Raw genomic sequence first — 18,244 nt, 5'->3', positions numbered from 1 at the left:
CATAATTTTTGTTAATGTGTCTACTTTCCACATTTTAGAGTATTAAATTAAAAATGAGATTTTATTAATTTAATATAGGTAATCAACATGAATCATAACATCTTTGACATTTTCAAAATCTAGAATTATCCCTTCTCTAATACTGTCTATTAAATGATGAGCTTCATACACTGTCATATCTTTAGGAACTCTAATATGCATAGAAAGAAATATTTTATCTCCAGATTTTCTCATAAATATATCATGAACATTCTTTATACTATCATTTTCGGCTAGATAATTTTCAAGTTCTTTAATAAACTCATCATCTTGCTTATCAAGAATAAGATTGGATGTTTCAAAAATTACTGATATTCCCTCTTTAAAAATTAATAGAGCGACAATTAAACTCACAAGGATATCAAAGATAGGGGATATCCAAATAGATAACAGTATTCCTATAATAACTCCACCGGAAGAATATACATCACTTTTACTGTCTTTAGCATCAGCTATTAAGGCACTATTATCAGTAGCTTGCCCAACTTTTAATTTATATCTATACATAAAAAACTTTACAACCATTGATATAAAAGCCCAAATAATAGTAGTGTATGATGGAGTAGTGGTATATTCACCTTTAATTAAAAGTTCTACACTACTTTTTCCCAACTCAAAGGCAGTAAGAAGAAGAAAAACTCCTAACATATTTCCAATGATACTCTCTATTTTTTCATGACCATATGGATGCTCTTCATCAGCTGGTTTATTACTAAAATATATTCCTAATAAGATTGCAAAGGAACTACCAACATCTGCTAAAGAGTTAATTCCATCAGAAATTAAAGCTCGAGATCCACCATAAATTCCACCTAAAATTTTAATAGTTGCTAAAAATATATTCTGTAAAATAGATGAGATTACAACTTTTTTTCCCTCTTTCATTCTCAAGGTTTCTCTTTGAATATTATTTATTTCAAGTGTATCTCCATTTTCTTTGAATCCATTCTTTTTAAAAAATTCCTGTTTTGAGAGATCTTTACATAAAATCTTTTCCTTTTTCTGCTCCACTCCATGATTGACTAGGAACTTTATAAGCTTCATTCCATAAGATTTATATCTCATATCACTTTTTACAAAAATTCTTCTAATTAAGTAGTTCTCTCTACTTTCATTTACTAATATATAACCAATAAGTGTATCTTGAGATTTTATCACAAAATATAGTCCATTTTTATCTTCTATAAACTCATTATCAATATTTGAAAGATTCCCAAAATTATTTTTTAACTCATCTAAATTATAGATTATATACATAGAAATTCCCCCTGCTTATAAAAAAAGCCATGAAAACCAAAGAAGTATATCCTATACCCGCAATAAATACCTTAGTGCTGCTTCCTTCCAGACCTGACACGGTTCGATACTATTACGCCATAAGACTCCTCTATGATTTCCATGACAATTCATTATATCAATAAATTCAAATTACGTCAATAATTTTTTCTAAATATTATTTGAATATTCCATCAATATTAAATTTATCTATTATTTCTTGAACTTTATTTAAGTACTTAGATTTTTCATCCAAATTATTTTGTAACTCTTTTAAAGTATCTTCATTGTTTTCATCAAGAGTAGCTTTATAATTTTGTATTTGAGCTTTTCCTTCGTCTACCATATTTTCAATAATTTTTTTCTTAACACTACCATTTCTATCATTTAAAACTTCCATTATTCTTTCAGAAAGGTCACTTTTAATAACCAATTTTTCGTCTAAAGAGTTATAACCATAGTTGATATTTCCACTTCTTAATTCTTTTAGTAATGGAGAGATCATTGTTCTTAGAAGAGGCTCTTTTATATTAAGTTTGTTAGTAATCTCTTTTTCATTGAGTGTCATTTTCTGTACTTCAACATTACCTTGAATATCTATGTTATCTCTGCTTAGTAAAACCTCTTTAACAAGAGCTGCTTCTCCATTAGTTACATAATTATAAAGAACATCCATATCTTCTAAATCTTTAAAGTTAAAATTAGATATTTTTATATCAAATTTACCTTGGATTTTGCTAAGGTTGATATAACCATATGCTTCTCCATGACTAAATTGAGAGTCAGCACTTAGATATAGATCAATATTTGTCTTATTTCTAGAAAGTCTACTTGAGATATTTTTAATCTGACCATTTAGTTCAATACCATATATATTAGATGTGATATCTATCTCTTCAGCAAAAATTTCCCATTTATCTTGAGCTTTTTTATCTTCTTCCCTTCTTAATTCAATTTCTCTCATAATATTTCTATATTTGACAACCATATTTTTAATTTTTTCACCATAAATTTCATTAAGATAATAGTTTATAATAGAATCAAGATCTGTGATTACAAATTCACCTCTACCAACTAACTCATTAACTGTATCTTCAAGATTAATATTCATATTATTAACACTTACAATACTGTTAAAATCAGATTTCATATTTTCTTTATCTTTTAGAAACTCTTTACTTAAAGTTTTAAAAGAGGTAATCATATTTTTAATCTCTTTCTCCATTCTAATTATTTTCAATGGATTCTTTTCTTGAGATATTTTTTTATAATTTTGTTTAAGAATAATGTATTCTGGTTTTTTCTCTAATCTATTTATTCTTTTTTCCCAGTATTCCTTTTTTTCTTTAAGATTATTTTCTGCTATCTCATATTGAGATTTAAGGATATTTTCAAGTGTCATTTTATTTACAAGAGCTCTAGCTTTTATAAGTTCCTCTAAATCTTGAACGTTATCATCCTTATCTTCCTCTGTACTTGAAGGTTTTACAATAACTTTATTTTCCTCTTCTACAACAAATCCTGTGCTTCCATTCTCCTCTCTTGGAGTCATAAATTGTACATTTTCAAAATCAGCCTTACTTACAAGAATTTTTTTCTCTTTAAAGTAAATGTCATAATCTGTTTCAAACTTTCCAATTGATACAAAATTTTTCATTCCATCTTTTCTACTAGTAATATCTATATTATTGATAACTATTTTTTTAGAAAATGGAGAGAAATCTACTTTTCCAATATCTACCTGTCCTTTGTTGATCTCTGTAAGTTTATTTTCTAAAACCATTTTTATAATATAATTTCTAGATAGATATACTCCAGACAGAATAATAAAAATTACTCCAAATATTATACCTATTTTCTTTTTCATAAAACATTTCACCTCTTAATAAATTATACAAACTTTTTTATTAAAACTTTGTATTTCCCCTTTTTATTTTCTCCAATCAGTTTATCAAAAATAAATTTTCCTTTCTTTTTTACACTTATGATATCCCCTTCTTTTAATAATAAACTTTTATCTTTAGAGACAGTATAATTAATAGAAACTTCTCCAGCTTCTATTAACTCTAAACTTTTACTCCTTGAATTATTAATAGCTGCAGCTATTATATTATCCAATCTCAGCGAGCTAACACTATCGGTAATCTCTTGAAATTTAAATTCTGGGATCTCCTCTTTATCACTCTCTTCAAAAGTAACTGGATTTTTAGCAATCTCTGTAAGGTTTGTAGAGAGAAAATTAAAAATCTCATCATCAGCTATTCCATAGCAGATATTACCTTCTACAATTAGATCACCAATAAGCTCCCTTTTAACTCCAAGTGACATTATAGTTCCTAAATAATGCTTATGTTCAAGAGGTTTAAATTTAGATTTATTAGTAATTTTGAAAAATTTTACTGGGAACATCAACTCATCTTTTGGAAAAGATTTTGGCGTGATAGCTACCATATTTTTTTCACAATTTTCATTTAATCCACATAAAATAAATTCTATATTTCCTAAATTGAGTTCAGATAATTTTTTACATATTTGAGGTGGATAAAAATACTTGCTATATACAGGATATTCAATCTCCTCACAGAGTTCAATATCATCACAAATAGCAGCTATTAAAAATTCATCAACCTCTGTAAACATATTTTGAAATTTTTTTCTATCCAAAAATGTATCTCCTTTCAATAAAACGTCTATATGATGATTTTATAGGATTTTTATCAAAATATCAAACTATTTTTACAAATTTATTCTTTTCTTTTAATATTGAAAAAAATTTTTTTTTATGCTAAAATTTACAGATAATAGTTTTTAAGGGAGATGAAATAAAATGGTAAAAAGAAAATATATTGCTCCTAATGCAATTACAGCGGCTAATATGTTTTTAGGATATTTAAGTATTACTGCTTCTATTAAAGGAAACTTTATACAAGCAATTTGGTTCATTATATTAGCAATGGTTTGTGATGGATTAGATGGAAAAACAGCAAGAAAGTTAGATGCGTTTAGTGAATTTGGAAAGGAGTTTGACTCATTTTGTGATGCTATATCTTTCGGTTTAGCTCCAAGTATCTTAGTTTATTCAATCTTAATGCAATATGCATCTGCTAGTGCCTTTATTGTACCTGTATCTTTTATCTATGCACTTTGTGGAGTTATGAGACTGGTAAAATTTAACATTATAACTGTGGCTTCAAACGAAAAAGGAGATTTCAGTGGTATGCCAATTCCAAATGCTGCGGCAATGGTTTGTTCATATTACTTAATTTGTTACTATTTACAAAAGAATTTTGATATAAATCTTTTTCATTTAGATATTTTTATGGCAATAACTATAATAGCTGCAATATTAATGGTAAGTACAATAAAGTTTAAAACTCCAGATAAATCATTTTCTTTTATCCCTAAAAAGTTTGCTGGATTATTTATTGTAATAGTTATAGTGACATTAAAATATAGTCTTTTTATTGTATCATTCTTCTATGTTATTATAAACTTAATGAGTTATGTAACTAAGATATTTGACAACTCAAATGATGATAGTGATGAAGAGTTAGTAGATGTAGTCGAAGAAAAAGTTAAAATTGAGGAAGATAAGAAATAGATAATAGGGTTGTTACAATTAGTGGTTTGTAACAACCTTATTTTTATGAAAAGATAGAGGGGGATTTTATTTGGATTTTTCTTTAAAGCTTAAACAGGAAACAAAATTAGTATTGACACAAGAGATGAAAATTTCAATGAACATATTGCAAATGTCTTCATCACAGTTAAGGGAGTACCTAGAGAAAGAGGCTACTATCAATCCAGCTATTGAGATATCATATAGTACTTTCTCAACTAAAGGGGTATCAGAAGAGGAGTATTCACCTTTAGATTTTGTAACTAAAGAGGAGACTTTGTTTGATTATCTAGAGGAACAAATAGGATATTTGCAACTTTCAAAAAAAATTAAAAAGATATGTATATTTATAGTTAATAATTTAGATTCAAGAGGTTATTTGGCTATTTCAAAAGTGGAGTTAAAAAAATTATTAAAGATAAATATGCAAGAATTAAATGAAGCATTTGAAATTATATACACTTTAGATCCAATAGGAATTGGAGCTGAAAATTTAAAAGATTGTTTAAAAATTCAATTGAGAAATAAAGGGATATATGATGAAAAACTTTTTACTTTGATTGAATATTATTTGGAAGAAGTAGCTAATCAAAATTATTCAATAATAGCTCAAGAATTAAAGATTGATGAAAATAAAATACTAGATTATATAAGGTTGATAAAGACATTAACTCCTATACCTGCTAGAGGGTATAGAATAGATACAACTAGTAACTATGTTGTGCCAGAAGCTAAAATAGAGGTAAAAAACGGAGAGTTAGTTTTTAAAATAAATGAGGGAGTTATTCCAAAAGTAAGTGTTAATTCATATTATTCAGAAAGCTTAGCAAGTGATAAAAAATTTATAAATACAGCTATTAATATAGTAAAATGTTTAGAAAAAAGATATCAAACTCTAACTAAAATATTAGAATTTCTTATAAAAAAACAAAGGGATTACTTTTTTAGAGGGGAAAACTTTTTACATACTTTAATATTAAAGGATATAGCTACAGAATTAAACTTACATGAATCTACAATATCAAGAGCTATAAAAGATAAATATTTAGACACTCCTCAAGGTATTATTTCAATAAAATCTTTATTTATAATTGATAGTAAAAAAATAAAAATAAAAAAAATAATAGAAGAACTTATAAATAAGGAAAACAAAAAAAATCCAATATCTGATGAAAGAATTTCGATTTATTTAAAAGATAAGGGCTATATAGTAGCAAGAAGAACAGTTACTAAATATAGAGAAGAGTTAGGTTTTGGATCAACAAGAGATAGAAAAAAGTAAATATATGGAGATAAAAGCTGGAAAAAATAATACTTGACCAGCTTTTTTTTATCAGTTATAATAGAACACAGCAGGAGATTAAATTTAAGAGCGCCAGAGCTTATTTAGAGAAGAAATTTTATTTTAAAAGTTCTTTCTAAAGTAAGTTGACGAGGACTGGAGTTTATCGAAAATTCGGCGGATACTCCAGAGGTGGTTACAGCCATTACCAGTACAAAACTTTAAGACAACTTAAAGGACAAAGGGGTAATAAGTAGCAATCTCCTATGAACATTGAAAATTAAATATATATAGGAGGATTCGTATGTGCGGAATAATTGGTTATGTAGGAGATGAACAAAGAGCAATGGAGGTAATCCTAGATGGGTTAAGTAAACTTGAATATAGAGGATATGACTCTGCAGGTTTAGCTATCATTGAAAATGGGAAGATCTTTATTGAAAAGAAAAGTGGTAAATTGGAAAATTTAAGAAACGCATTAAAAGGAAAAGAGGAGAGTGCTTATATTGGTATAGGTCATACTAGATGGGCAACTCACGGAAATCCAACTGATGGAAATTCTCATCCTCATTTTAGTTCAGATAGGAAAGTTGCTGTAGTACATAATGGTATTATTGAAAATTATTTAGAGTTAAAAGAGGAGCTAACTAAAGAGGGATATATATTTACCTCTCAAACAGATAGTGAAGTAGTAGCTCACCTATTTTCTAAACATTATGATGGAGATATGTTATCAACTTTAAGAAAAGTAACTGAAAGAATAAGAGGAAGTTATGCTTTAGGAATAATTGAGAGAGAGAATCCAGATAGATTGGTGTGCGTAAGAAAAGAGAGTCCTCTAATTATTGGCTTAGGAAAAGGAAAGAATTTTATTGCTTCAGATGTTCCAGCTATTTTAAAATATACTAGAGAAGTTATATTTTTAGATAATAGTGAAATGGCGATTGTTGAGAAGGATAGAGTGAGTGTTTATGATTCTCAAGGAAAAAAATTAGAAAAGGCAATATCTAAGATAGAGTGGGATATGGAACAAGCAAATAAGGGAGGATATCCACACTTTATGTTAAAGGAGATAGAAGAGCAACCAGAGGTAATTGAAAAAACTTTAGATGTGTATATGAATACTAATGGAAAAGTTGATTTCTCTTCATCTTTAAAAAAATTAGATATATCAAAAATAAAAGAGATCTATATTGTTGCTTGTGGAACTGCTTACCATGCTGGGCTTCAAGGAGCTTATTTCTTCAAAAAAATATCTGGGATAAAAACAGAGGTAGATATAGCTTCAGAATTTAGATATAGTGATCCTTTTATTGATGAAAGTACTTTAGCGATCTTCATAAGTCAATCTGGAGAAACTTTAGATACATTGATGGCTATGAAGATGGCAAAAGAAAAAGGAGCTACAACATTAGCTATAACGAATGTATTGGGATCTACTATCTCTAGAGAGGCGGATATGGTAATATATACTTTAGCTGGACCAGAGATATCGGTTGCTTCAACAAAGGCATATACAGCTCAAGTAACTTTATTTTATCTTCTAGCTCTTTATTTTGGGGAAAAGAAAATGTTAATTGATGGTAATAAATATGAGAGTTATTTAGATACAATACATATGCTATCAGATCAGGTGAAAAAAGTAATTGATAAAAAAGAGCAAATAAGAGCTATAGCTAATAAGATAAAAGATAAGAGAAATGGATTTTTTATAGGTAGAGGTATAGACGATAAGTGTGGTAGAGAGGGATCTCTAAAAATGAAAGAGATTACATATATACATACAGAGGCTTTCTCAGCTGGGGAGTTAAAACATGGAACGATAGCTTTAATAGAAGAGGGAACAATGGTAGTTGCTATTGCAACACAAGAGGATATGATTGAAAAGATAATATCTAATATTAAAGAAGTTAAAGCAAGAGGAGCATATGTTATAGCATTAACAAAAGAAAAATATAAGAATGTAGCAGATATTTCAGATGAAATTATACTTATAGATGATGTGGAAGATATATTGGCTCCTACAGTTGCAAATATTTCTTTACAACTTTTAGCATATTATACGGCAGTAGAAAAGGGATTAGATGTAGATAAGCCAAGAAATCTGGCAAAATCTGTTACAGTAGAATAAAAGAGGTGGTACTGTGAAAATTACAGAAAGAATTGCAAAGTTAAAAGAGTTAATGAAGGAGAGAGGTATAGATTATTACATTATTCCTTCAGCTGATTATCATCAAAGTGAATATGTTGGAGATTATTTCAAAGGTAGAGAGTGGATATCTGGGTTTACAGGATCAGCTGGAACAGTTGTAGTTACTCAAAATGAAGTTGGACTTTGGACAGATGGAAGATATTTTATTCAAGCGGAAAAACAATTACAAGGAAGTGGAATAACACTATTTAAAATGGGAGAAGAGGGAGTTCCAACTTTTATACAATACATTGTTAATAACATTCAATCTGGAGAAACTTTAGGATTTGATGGAAAAGTTTTAGCAACAAATACGGTATTAAATTTTGAAGCAAAATTTAAGGATAAAAAAGTTAATTTTAATTTTGAGTTTGATTTAGTTGGAGAGATTTGGAGAGATAGACCAAGTTTACCAGCTAGCCAAGTTTTTGTTTTAGAGGAAAAATTTACTGGTGAAAGTGTTGAAAAAAAATTAACTAGAGTAAGAAATATCTTAGAAGAGGAAAATTGTGATGTAAATATAATCACTTCATTAGATGATATAGCATGGATATTTAATATAAGAGGAAATGATGTAAAAAATAATCCTGTAAATTTAGCTTATGCTGCAATAACTGTAGATAAGGCAGTACTATATATAGGTGAAGAAAAATTAAATAGTGAGGTTGAGAAATATCTTTATAAAAATGGAGTAGAGGTAAGAGATTACTTTGAAATATATGAGGATATGGAAAGAGTTTCAAACTCAAATATAATTATGATGGATTTAAATAAGGTGAATTATACTATTTTCAAAAAATTAAATCCAGAGATAAAAGTTATCAATAGATCAAACCCAAGTACGATAATGAAGGCTTGTAAAAATAAAGTAGAGCTTGAAAACTTAAGAAATTCACACGTAAAAGATGGGGTAGCTGTAACGAAGTTTATGTATTGGTTAAAAAACAGTATTGGAAAAGAAGAGATTACAGAGATGTCAGCAACTCAAAAATTAGAGAGTTTTAGAAAAGAGCAAGAACTATATATTGAGCCTAGTTTTGACACTATTGCAGCCTATGAGTCTAATGCTGCAATGATGCACTATAAATCAACTCCTGAGACTGATAGAAGATTGGAAGCTAAAAATTTATTTTTAGTGGATTCAGGGGGACAATATTTTGATGGAACTACTGATATAACAAGAACTTTTGTTTTAGGAGAGTGTTCAGAAGAGTTAAAGAAACACTTCACTTTAGTATTAAAGGGAATGATTAATTTATCAAAAGTAAAATTTTTATATGGAGTTACAGGAACAAATTTAGATATATTAGCAAGACAAGCTTTATGGAATATAGGAATTGATTACAAATGTGGAACAGGTCATGGGGTAGGGTTTTTATTAAATGTTCATGAAGGACCACAAGGGATAAGAGTTCAATATAATCCACAGGTACTTGAAGAGGGAATGAATGTAACAAATGAACCAGGAGTATATATAGCAGGTTCTCATGGAATTAGATTAGAGAATGAATTAATTGTTCAAAAGGCTGAAAAAACAGAGTTTGGTCAATTTATGAAGTTTGAAACAATGACATATGCTCCATTAGATCTAGATGGGGTAATAAAAGAGTTACTTTCAAAGGAAGAGATTGAGTACTTAAATAATTATCATCAGATGGTATATGAAAAAGTATCACCATATTTAACTCTAGAGGAAAAAGAGTGGTTAAAAGAGTATACGAGAGCTATTTAATATAGTAAATAAGAAGAGAAATTTGTATAGTTGTTTATGACTATGGAATTTCTCTTTTTTTATGTAAAATAATATTAAAAAATTAACTATTTTAATGATAAACATATAAAAGAAAAAAGTAAAATAAGTAAAGTTCAATGGAAAGACAAAAAAGTCTCTAGAATAAAAACAGCTATTTTTGATAGTAAAGACGAAAAATTTACTAAAAAAATAAAAAATAGTAAAAATAATATATTTAATATAAGATAGAAAGTATTACTATATATTTATTTGATGTTTATAACTTCTTATTTTGTTTAGTTATTGTTTTAAATTTGACTAAATTATAACAAAAGAATATAATTATATCATAATAAGAGTGGTTGAAAACTTTTTTAAATGTATAGAACTAAGGGAGGAATTAATATGGAAGTTACATTAGAAACTATAAAAAAAGCTAAGGAAACAATTCAAAACTCAATAAAGAGAACACCATTAGTTGAGTGTCCTACATTGGAAAAAGAATTAGGAGGAAAGGTATTTTTTAAATTAGAAAATTTACAAAAGACAGGTTCATTTAAAATAAGAGGAGCATTAAATAGAATAGCAAATTTAACTGATGATGAGAAAAAAAGAGGAGTAATTGCTTCATCAGCTGGAAATCATGCTCAAGGAATAGCTTTGGGTGCTACGGCTCAAGGGATAAAATCTACAATTGTTATGCCGGAAACAGCACCAATAGCTAAAGTTACAGCAACAAAGGGATATGGAGCTGAAGTTGTACTATGTGGATCTGTATATGATGATGCCTTTGCTAAGGCATGTGAAATACAAAAGGCTACAGGAGCAGTATTTTTACATCCATTTGATGATGAATATGTAATAGCAGGTCAGGGGACTATAGGATTAGAAATTTTAGAAGACTCTCCAGATATAGATACAGTTGTAGTTCCTATTGGAGGAGGAGGTATTTTAGCTGGAATAGCAATAGCTATAAAATCAATTAATCCTAAAATAAAAGTTATAGGAGTTGAATCTGAGAATGCAGCTTCAATGACGGAAGCTCTAAAAAAAAGAGAGTGTTGTGAAGTATGTGCAAAGCCTACAATAGCAGATGGAATAGCTGTAAGAAAAGTTGGATGTAAGACTCTAGAATTAGTAAAAAAATATGTAGATGAGGTAGTAACAGTTTCAGAAGCTGAAATAGCAGATGCAATACTATTTTTAATGGAAAAGAGTAAGGTTGTAGCAGAAGGGGCAGGAGCTACTCCATTAGCAGCTATTTTAGCTGGAAAAGTTAATTGTAAGGGAAAGAAAACATGTGCAGTTGTTTCGGGAGGAAATATTGATATTAATTTAATTGAAAGAGTATTAAATAGAGCCTTAATTAATAAAGGAAGAAGATACCAATTTAAAGTAAAAATTCAAGACAAATTTGGAGAAGTAGAAAAACTTTTAGGATTATTAACATCTTGTAGAGCAAATATACTTCACATAACACAAAGTATGTATAATGGAGATTTAGGAATAACTATGCAGGAAGTAACACTAGTAATAGAATGTAGTGATATGGAGCATAGAGATGAGGTTATTAAAAAAATTAAAGAAGCAGGATATGAAATGAAATAGTAACTACAAATATTAAAAAATAAAAGGGAAGTGGACAACTATGAAAAAATTAGGATTATTACCAAGACTTATATTAGGATTAATTGTGGGAATTATTTTAGGAAAAGTGGGGTTTGTACCATTACTGAGATTAATGATAACCTTTAATGGAATATTTGGTAACTTTTTACAATTTGTAATACCATTGATAATTATAGGTTTCGTAGCTCCAGGTATTGGAGATCTTGGGAAAAAAGCTGGGAAATTATTAGCTATAACAACTGCATTGGCATATGGTTCAACAATTATATCAGGTAGTGTTGCTTATTTTGCTAACTCTGTTTTATTAAAAAAAATACTTCCAAGTACATTAGGGACAATAGCAGAAAATAGTCCTGAAGCTGGACTATTAAGTGGGTATATTACTGTAGAGATGCCACCTATTATGGGGGTTATGACAGCTTTATTAATGGCTTTTATTTTAGGGATAGGAATAGCAATTGTAGAAGGAACTACAATAAAAAACTTCATGAATGAAATACAAACAATAGTAGAAAAAATCATAACAAATATAATTATTCCATTTTTACCACTATATGTAGCAGGAATATTTGCTAATATGACTTATGCAGGAGAAATTGTAAAAATAATGTCAGTATTTGCCAAAGTATTTGGAATAATTATAATATTACACTATATAATTTTATTAATTCAATATACAGTAGCAGGGACTTTAAGTAGTGCTAATTCTATAGTTTTAATAAGAAAAATGTTGCCTGCTTATTTTACAGCAATTGGAACACAGTCATCAGCAGCGACTATTCCAGTAACTTTAAGACAAACTAAAGAAAATGGGGTTAATGATGGTATAGCAGACTTTACAATTCCTTTATGTGCAACAATTCACTTATCTGGAAGTACAATTACTTTAGTAAGTTGTTCTATGGCTGTGATGATGTTAAATGGAATGCCAATAACATTTTCAGGAATGTTTGGCTTCATATTAATGTTAGGAGTAACAATGGTTGCTGCTCCAGGAGTACCAGGAGGAGCAGTTATGGCAGCTCTTGGATTATTAGAGAGTATGTTAGGATTTGGACCAGAGTTACAATCTTTAATGATAGCTCTTTATTTAACACAGGATAGTTTTGGAACTGCATGTAATGTAACAGGAGACGGAGCAATAGCTATAATGGTAAATAAAATAGCTGGATTTAAATTAGGGAAAAAAGTAGAGAATAGAACAGAATAGAATAAGAAGTAGGATAACAATAATAAAAGACATTATTAGGTAGATTGTAAGTATGAAATTAGATAGCTCCTAATAAATTTGGAGCTATCTAAGATGAAAGGAAGGTAGGATATGAGAGAAATATTTGAAATTAGATGGCATGGAAGAGGTGGACAGGGAGCTAAGACAGCCTCTTTGCTTCTTGCAGATGCTGCATTTAGTGGTGGTATGTATGTACAAGGTTTTCCAGAATATGGACCTGAAAGAATGGGAGCTCCAATAACGGCATATAATCGTATTTTTAAAAATCCAGTAAGAGTCCATTCAAATATTTATGAACCAGATTTTGTAGTTGTAGTTGATGAAACACTTATAGAAAGTGTAGATGTTACAAAAGGATTAAAGGAAGATGGAGCTATAATTATTAATTCTTCTAGATCAGCTTCAGATTATATCCCTTTTTTAAAGGGATATAAGGGAAAAGTATTTACTTGTGATGCTAGAACAATATCTGAAGAAACATTAGGAAAAAATTTCCCAAATACACCAATGCTTGGAGCAGTTGTAAAAGTGAGTGGAGTCATGGAAGAGAAAGAGTTTTTAAAGGCTATGGAGGACTCATTTAAACATAAAAGATTTACATGAAAAGGCAGAAAAAGCTATCTATACAGAAGGGGCAGCTTTTTTAAATATATTAGCTCCTTGCCCAAGAGGTTGGAGATATGAGAGTGAAGATTTGATGGAAATTTGTAGATTAGCTGTGGAAACTTGCTATTGGCCACTATTTGAAGTTATAAATGGTGAGTGGAAATTAACATATAGACCAAAGAAAAAACTTCCAATCGAAGAGTTTTTGAAAAAACAAGGCAGATTTAAACATCTATTTAAACCAGAAAATAGACATATAATAGATAGAATACAAGCAAATGTAGATTTGAAATGGGAAAGATTATTAAAAAGATGTGGAGAAGAATTAGATAGATAATACTATTTATATATGAATTAAAAAGACACAACTATTTAAACGAATAGTGGTGTCTTTTTATTCAATAAGCTTCAATTAATAAATTTTATAGAATATAAAAAGGTAATTCTTAGTTTTGTTGTTTGTTTAAATTATTTTAAAAACAATTCTAATTTATATGGAAGTTCATTAGGTAGAATATTTTTGTAATAATTCAAAATCTTGAGAGTTATATTTGGAGTAGATTTAGATTTTATAAGATCTAAATATTCTAATTCAATACTTTGAGCGGAGTAAAAATCACTTTTGTCCAATACATCAAACAATTCTCCAATAATATTAATTCTTTCTTCTTCCATATTTTTAAGAGATCTTCCTATAACTAAGGCTTCCATATAGTAAGATTTAGCATCTTTTAATTTTCCAAGATTATGAGCTCCTCTTGCTAAAGTACAAAAAATATTTAAAAATTCTAAATCAGAATCTGTATAATCAGAAACAATATTTTTACATTTTTCATAATATTTTTTTATAAGCTCTTGATCTGAAATTTTTAAGGCAATTTTGATAATTTCACAGTATGCTAAACATTTTTCTTTATTAGTTTTTCTTTTTGCAAGAGAAGAGTATTCTTTAATCGCTTCTTCAAATTTATTTTCTTCTTTATAAATTCTAGCCATTAAATTTCTAATTAAATAAAGGGTTTCATCATTTTTAGTTTTTTTATATAGAAAATTTATAACTTTTAAAGCTTCTTCATATTCTTTAGCATCAACTAAAGATTTAGCATAAGAATACTTTAATTTTTCAGTTTCAGGATTTAGTTTTTCCTTAGGAAGCCATGATGAAAATTTTTTATATGTGTAGATAGAACCTTGTGGGTCATTAAGTTGCTCACAAATAAAGAACATATCATTTAATTTTTCTAAGAGATTTTTAACTTTTCTAATTCCATGAAATGATTTAAGTAGATATTCTCTTGCAAGTGTATATCTAGCTCTATTTTTAAATCTTATATAAAGTTTTTCACAAAATTCACTTCTTTCTCTAGGTTCAAGCTCATAAAGAGCCTCTTCTATTATCCATAGATTTTCATTACTTATATTTATTTCACTCATTAACATATTATTTAAAAATTCAAGAGCTTGTTCCTCTTTAGTTTTCATAAGTTCATCTAAAGATATTTTATCTTTTATTCCTCTTTCTTCGAAAATTTTATGAAAATTTTTACATAATAATTTAGCTGTTTTTTCTGTCAAGGATCTTTTTCCAATTTCAATCATTCCTAGAAAAACTCTAGTAATGTCATCTCCTACTAATTCTCCTTGAGTAATTTTATATTTTTTTCTTAGTCTTAACAGTTTTTCCTCTGGTGATAAAAACATAATATTCCCCCTGTTGATTTAAAATTTTAATATAGTAAATTTTAAGTATATCATAAATATTATATATTATTTTTTTAAAAATGTATAGTTTTTTAATATGTTTATGAAGTAAAATTTATAAAAAATAAAAAATAAAAATATTTTTTGAAGAATATATAAAAATATTAATAGAAATAAGTAAAAAATTTTATTGATATTTAGTATATAAAATATTATAATTTATTAAAAGGGAGTTTGTAAGTTTGTGAGGTGAATATTATGAAAATAAAAGCTATAGCACTAGACTTAGATGGAACATTACTTACATCAGAAAAGAAAATTTCAGATATTAACAAGACTGTGTTAAAGTATTTGGAAAATAAAGGAGTTAAAATATTTATAGTTACAGGAAGAACATATGTATCAGCAAAGCCTTTTGTAACGGAGTTAGGAATAGATAGTTATATCATAGCCTATAATGGAGCTAAAGTTGTAGACTATAAAAATGATGAAGTTGTTTTTGAATTACCACTAGAAGAAAAAATTTCTAAAAAAGTAATTGAATTAGGAAAGGAAAGAGGATTTCATATAAATTTATATCAAGATAATAAGTGGTATGTAGAAAATTTAGAAAGTCTTGAAACACAGCATTATGCAAAACATACAGGTTTAACACCTATAAAAAAATCTTTTGATACTTTTGAAGATTATAATATGACCAAAATTACTATTCAAGATATGAATAATTCAAAAGAGTTTAATGAGTTTTGTAATGAATTAAAAAGAGTATTTGGAAATAATGTATATACAGCAAAATCTCAAAAATTTTTATTTGAAATTTTGAATAAAAATGTAAATAAAGGTTTAATATTGGAAAAAGTTTTAAAAAATTATGATATTTCAGTAGAAGAGTGTGTAGCTTTTGGAGATGCTAATAATGATTTGGAGATGTTGACAGTAGTAGGGTATGGAGTGGCTATGGGTAACTCTGATTTAGAGTTAAAAAGTAAGGTAAAATATGTAACTGATACAAATGACAATAATGGTGTAGCCAAATTTTTAAAGAAATATTTCTTTTGACACATTTTCTAAATTATGATAGAATTTATAAATAATTAAGAGGTAAAAGAAGAAGAAATTTTAAGTTATTAATGGGCTATTAGCCCTTTTATTTTAAATATGGAGGTTAAAATGAAAAAAAATAGTATTGTTATACTAGACTTTGGTTCTCAATACAATCAATTGATTGCTAGAAGAGTCAGAGAAATGGGTGTTTATGCTGAAGTTGTTCCTTACTTTGAACCTTTAGATAAAATACTTGAAAGAAAACCAAAAGGAATTATTCTATCTGGGGGACCTGCTTCTGTATATTTAGAAGGAGCACCAACAATAAGTAAAGAGTTATACCATCAAGGAATACCTGTATTAGGAATTTGTTATGGAATGCAATTAACTACACACTTAATGGGTGGAGAAGTTGCTAGAGCTGATAAACAAGAGTTTGGTAAAGCAGAACTTATTATCGATGATGTAGACAGTCCTCTTTTTCAAGGAATACCAAATAATTCTAAAGTTTGGATGAGTCATAATGACCATGTAACAAAAATGGCACCTGGATTTGTTCAAATAGGACATACAGATTCTTGTGTAGCTGCTACATATAATAAAGAGTTAAACACTTATTGTATCCAATTCCATGCTGAAGTAACTCACTCTGAGCACGGAACACAAATGCTTAAAAATTTCGTATTTAATGTAGCTGGTTGTGAACAAAACTGGTCTATGGGTAACTATATAGAAGAAACTATAAAAAATATCAGAGAAACAGTAGGAGATAAGAAAGTATTATTAGGACTTTCTGGAGGAGTTGACTCATCTGTTGCTGCTACTCTTATTCATAGAGCAATAGGAGATCAATTAACTTGTATCTTCGTAGATACTGGACTTTTAAGAAAAGATGAAGCTAAAAAAGTAATGGAAGTATATGGAGAAAACTTCCATATGAATATAAAATGTGTAGATGCTGAAGAGAGATTCCTATCTAAATTAGCAGGAGTATCTGATCCAGAAGCTAAGAGAAAAATAATAGGAAAAGAGTTTATAGAAGTTTTCGATGAAGAGGCAGCAAAATTAACAGATGTTGAATTCCTAGCACAAGGAACTATATATCCAGATGTTATTGAATCTATGTCTGTAAAAGGACCATCTATGACTATAAAATCTCACCACAATGTTGGTGGACTTCCTGAAGATATGAAATTCAAACTTCTTGAGCCATTAAGAGAGCTTTTCAAAGATGAGGTTAGAAAAGTTGGAAGAGAGTTAGGAATACCAGATCATATGGTTGATAGACATCCATTCCCAGGACCAGGACTAGGAATAAGAATACTAGGAGAGGTAGACAAGCAAAAGGCTGATATTTTAAGAGAGGCTGATGATATATTTATCGAAGAGTTAAGAAAAGCTGACCTATACAATAAAGTAAGCCAAGCTTTCGTAGTATTATTACCAGTTAAATCTGTTGGAGTAATGGGAGACGAAAGAACTTATGAGTATACTGCTGTATTAAGATCTGCTAATACAATAGATTTCATGACAGCAACTTGGTCTCATTTACCATTTGATTTCTTAGAAAGAGTATCAAATAGAATTTTAAATGAGGTAAAAGGTATCAATAGATTAACTTATGATATCTCATCTAAGCCACCTGCAACTATTGAATGGGAATAGTTGCAATACCCTTATAAAAGTAATAAAATCAATGTGTTTTGAAAATGCTGGGCTCAAAATGGGCTTACAATAAAAATTAGAAAAATATTAAATTTTTTCGTAACTACTCAGGTCTATAATTAAAAAACTAAGACTTTCTTCAAAAAATTTGAAGAAGGTCTTTTTTTGTTGCCAAAAATATGATATACTATTTAAGTACTTTTTTGATTAGGAGGTGAACCATTATGAAA

12 protein-coding genes, 1 other RNA gene and 2 pseudogenes are annotated in these 18,244 nt (G+C 28.4%); 10 read left to right on the top strand and 5 right to left on the bottom strand.

The features are described from left to right. Nucleotides 1–69: 69 nt before the first annotated feature. The 4 genes from IAA47_01025 to IAA47_01010 all read right to left on the bottom strand — a co-directional run bounded on the left by IAA47_01025 (nt 70) and on the right by IAA47_01010 (nt 3,978). A complete protein-coding gene (locus IAA47_01025; protein ID MBU3841577.1) occupies nt 70–1,296 on the bottom strand; it encodes a GNAT family N-acetyltransferase in 1,227 nt (408 codons plus the stop codon). A gap of 35 nt (nt 1,297–1,331) precedes the next feature. Beyond that, nucleotides 1,332–1,430: signal recognition particle sRNA small type (ffs, locus tag IAA47_01020), an RNA gene on the bottom strand. Nucleotides 1,431–1,492: 62 nt separating this feature from the next. Further along, the gene (locus IAA47_01015; protein MBU3841576.1) at nt 1,493–3,181 is read right to left on the bottom strand and encodes a hypothetical protein; all 1,689 of its coding nucleotides are present in this window, start codon (nt 3,179–3,181) and stop codon (nt 1,493–1,495) included. Nucleotides 3,182–3,204: 23 nt separating this feature from the next. Next, nucleotides 3,205–3,978, bottom strand: a complete 774-nt coding sequence (locus IAA47_01010; protein MBU3841575.1) for an RNA-binding protein — start codon at nt 3,976–3,978, stop codon at nt 3,205–3,207. Nucleotides 3,979–4,141: 163 nt separating this feature from the next. On the opposite strand from IAA47_01010, the gene pssA reads away from it, so the two are divergent. From pssA to IAA47_00970, 8 genes and pseudogenes are all read left to right on the top strand, one after another. After that, entirely contained in the window at nt 4,142–4,915 is a 774-nt protein-coding gene (pssA, locus tag IAA47_01005; GenBank protein MBU3841574.1) for a CDP-diacylglycerol--serine O-phosphatidyltransferase, read from the top strand. Nucleotides 4,916–4,985: 70 nt separating this feature from the next. After that, the gene (gene rpoN, locus IAA47_01000) at nt 4,986–6,215 is read left to right on the top strand and encodes an RNA polymerase factor sigma-54 (protein MBU3841573.1); all 1,230 of its coding nucleotides are present in this window, start codon (nt 4,986–4,988) and stop codon (nt 6,213–6,215) included. Between the two features lie 304 nt (nt 6,216–6,519). Beyond that, on the top strand, nt 6,520–8,346 hold the full coding sequence (gene glmS / locus IAA47_00995) for a glutamine--fructose-6-phosphate transaminase (isomerizing) (protein ID MBU3841572.1): 1,827 nt from the start codon (nt 6,520–6,522) through the stop codon (nt 8,344–8,346). A gap of 13 nt (nt 8,347–8,359) precedes the next feature. Next, a complete protein-coding gene (locus IAA47_00990) occupies nt 8,360–10,138 on the top strand; it encodes an aminopeptidase P family protein (GenBank protein MBU3841571.1) in 1,779 nt (592 codons plus the stop codon). A gap of 405 nt (nt 10,139–10,543) precedes the next feature. Further along, nucleotides 10,544–11,746, top strand: coding sequence for a threonine ammonia-lyase (locus tag IAA47_00985; protein MBU3841570.1), 1,203 nt, complete (start codon nt 10,544–10,546; stop codon nt 11,744–11,746). 40 nt (nt 11,747–11,786) lie between these two features. Further along, nucleotides 11,787–12,977 (top strand): dicarboxylate/amino acid:cation symporter, encoded by a 1,191-nt coding sequence (locus IAA47_00980; GenBank protein ID MBU3841569.1) that lies wholly within the window; start codon nt 11,787–11,789, stop codon nt 12,975–12,977. Between the two features lie 111 nt (nt 12,978–13,088). Beyond that, nucleotides 13,089–13,589: pseudogene (locus tag IAA47_00975) on the top strand (2-oxoacid:acceptor oxidoreductase family protein). Further along, a pseudogene (locus tag IAA47_00970) lies at nt 13,588–13,941 on the top strand (pyruvate ferredoxin oxidoreductase). The pseudogenes IAA47_00975 and IAA47_00970 overlap by 2 nt, the downstream one beginning before the upstream one ends. 131 nt (nt 13,942–14,072) lie before the next feature. On the opposite strand, the gene IAA47_00965 reads toward IAA47_00970, so the two are convergent. Beyond that, complete coding sequence (locus IAA47_00965; GenBank protein ID MBU3841568.1) at nt 14,073–15,305, bottom strand: hypothetical protein; 1,233 nt, start codon at nt 15,303–15,305, stop codon at nt 14,073–14,075. A gap of 258 nt (nt 15,306–15,563) precedes the next feature. Between IAA47_00965 and IAA47_00960 the strand changes: the two genes are divergently transcribed. Then, nucleotides 15,564–16,364 carry a Cof-type HAD-IIB family hydrolase gene (locus IAA47_00960; GenBank protein MBU3841567.1) on the top strand — a complete coding sequence of 267 codons (801 nt, stop codon included), beginning with the start codon at nt 15,564–15,566 and terminating at the stop codon, nt 16,362–16,364. A gap of 111 nt (nt 16,365–16,475) precedes the next feature. Then, entirely contained in the window at nt 16,476–18,014 is a 1,539-nt protein-coding gene (gene guaA / locus IAA47_00955) for a glutamine-hydrolyzing GMP synthase (protein ID MBU3841566.1), read from the top strand. The last annotated feature ends 230 nt before the right edge of the window (nt 18,015–18,244 follow it).

Source organism: Candidatus Fusobacterium pullicola, assembly GCA_018883725.1.
Lineage (GTDB): Bacteria > Fusobacteriota > Fusobacteriia > Fusobacteriales > Fusobacteriaceae > Fusobacterium_A > Fusobacterium_A pullicola.
Note: the sequence above shows the minus strand (reverse complement) of the source record. Positions and strands in the feature narration are given on the sequence as shown.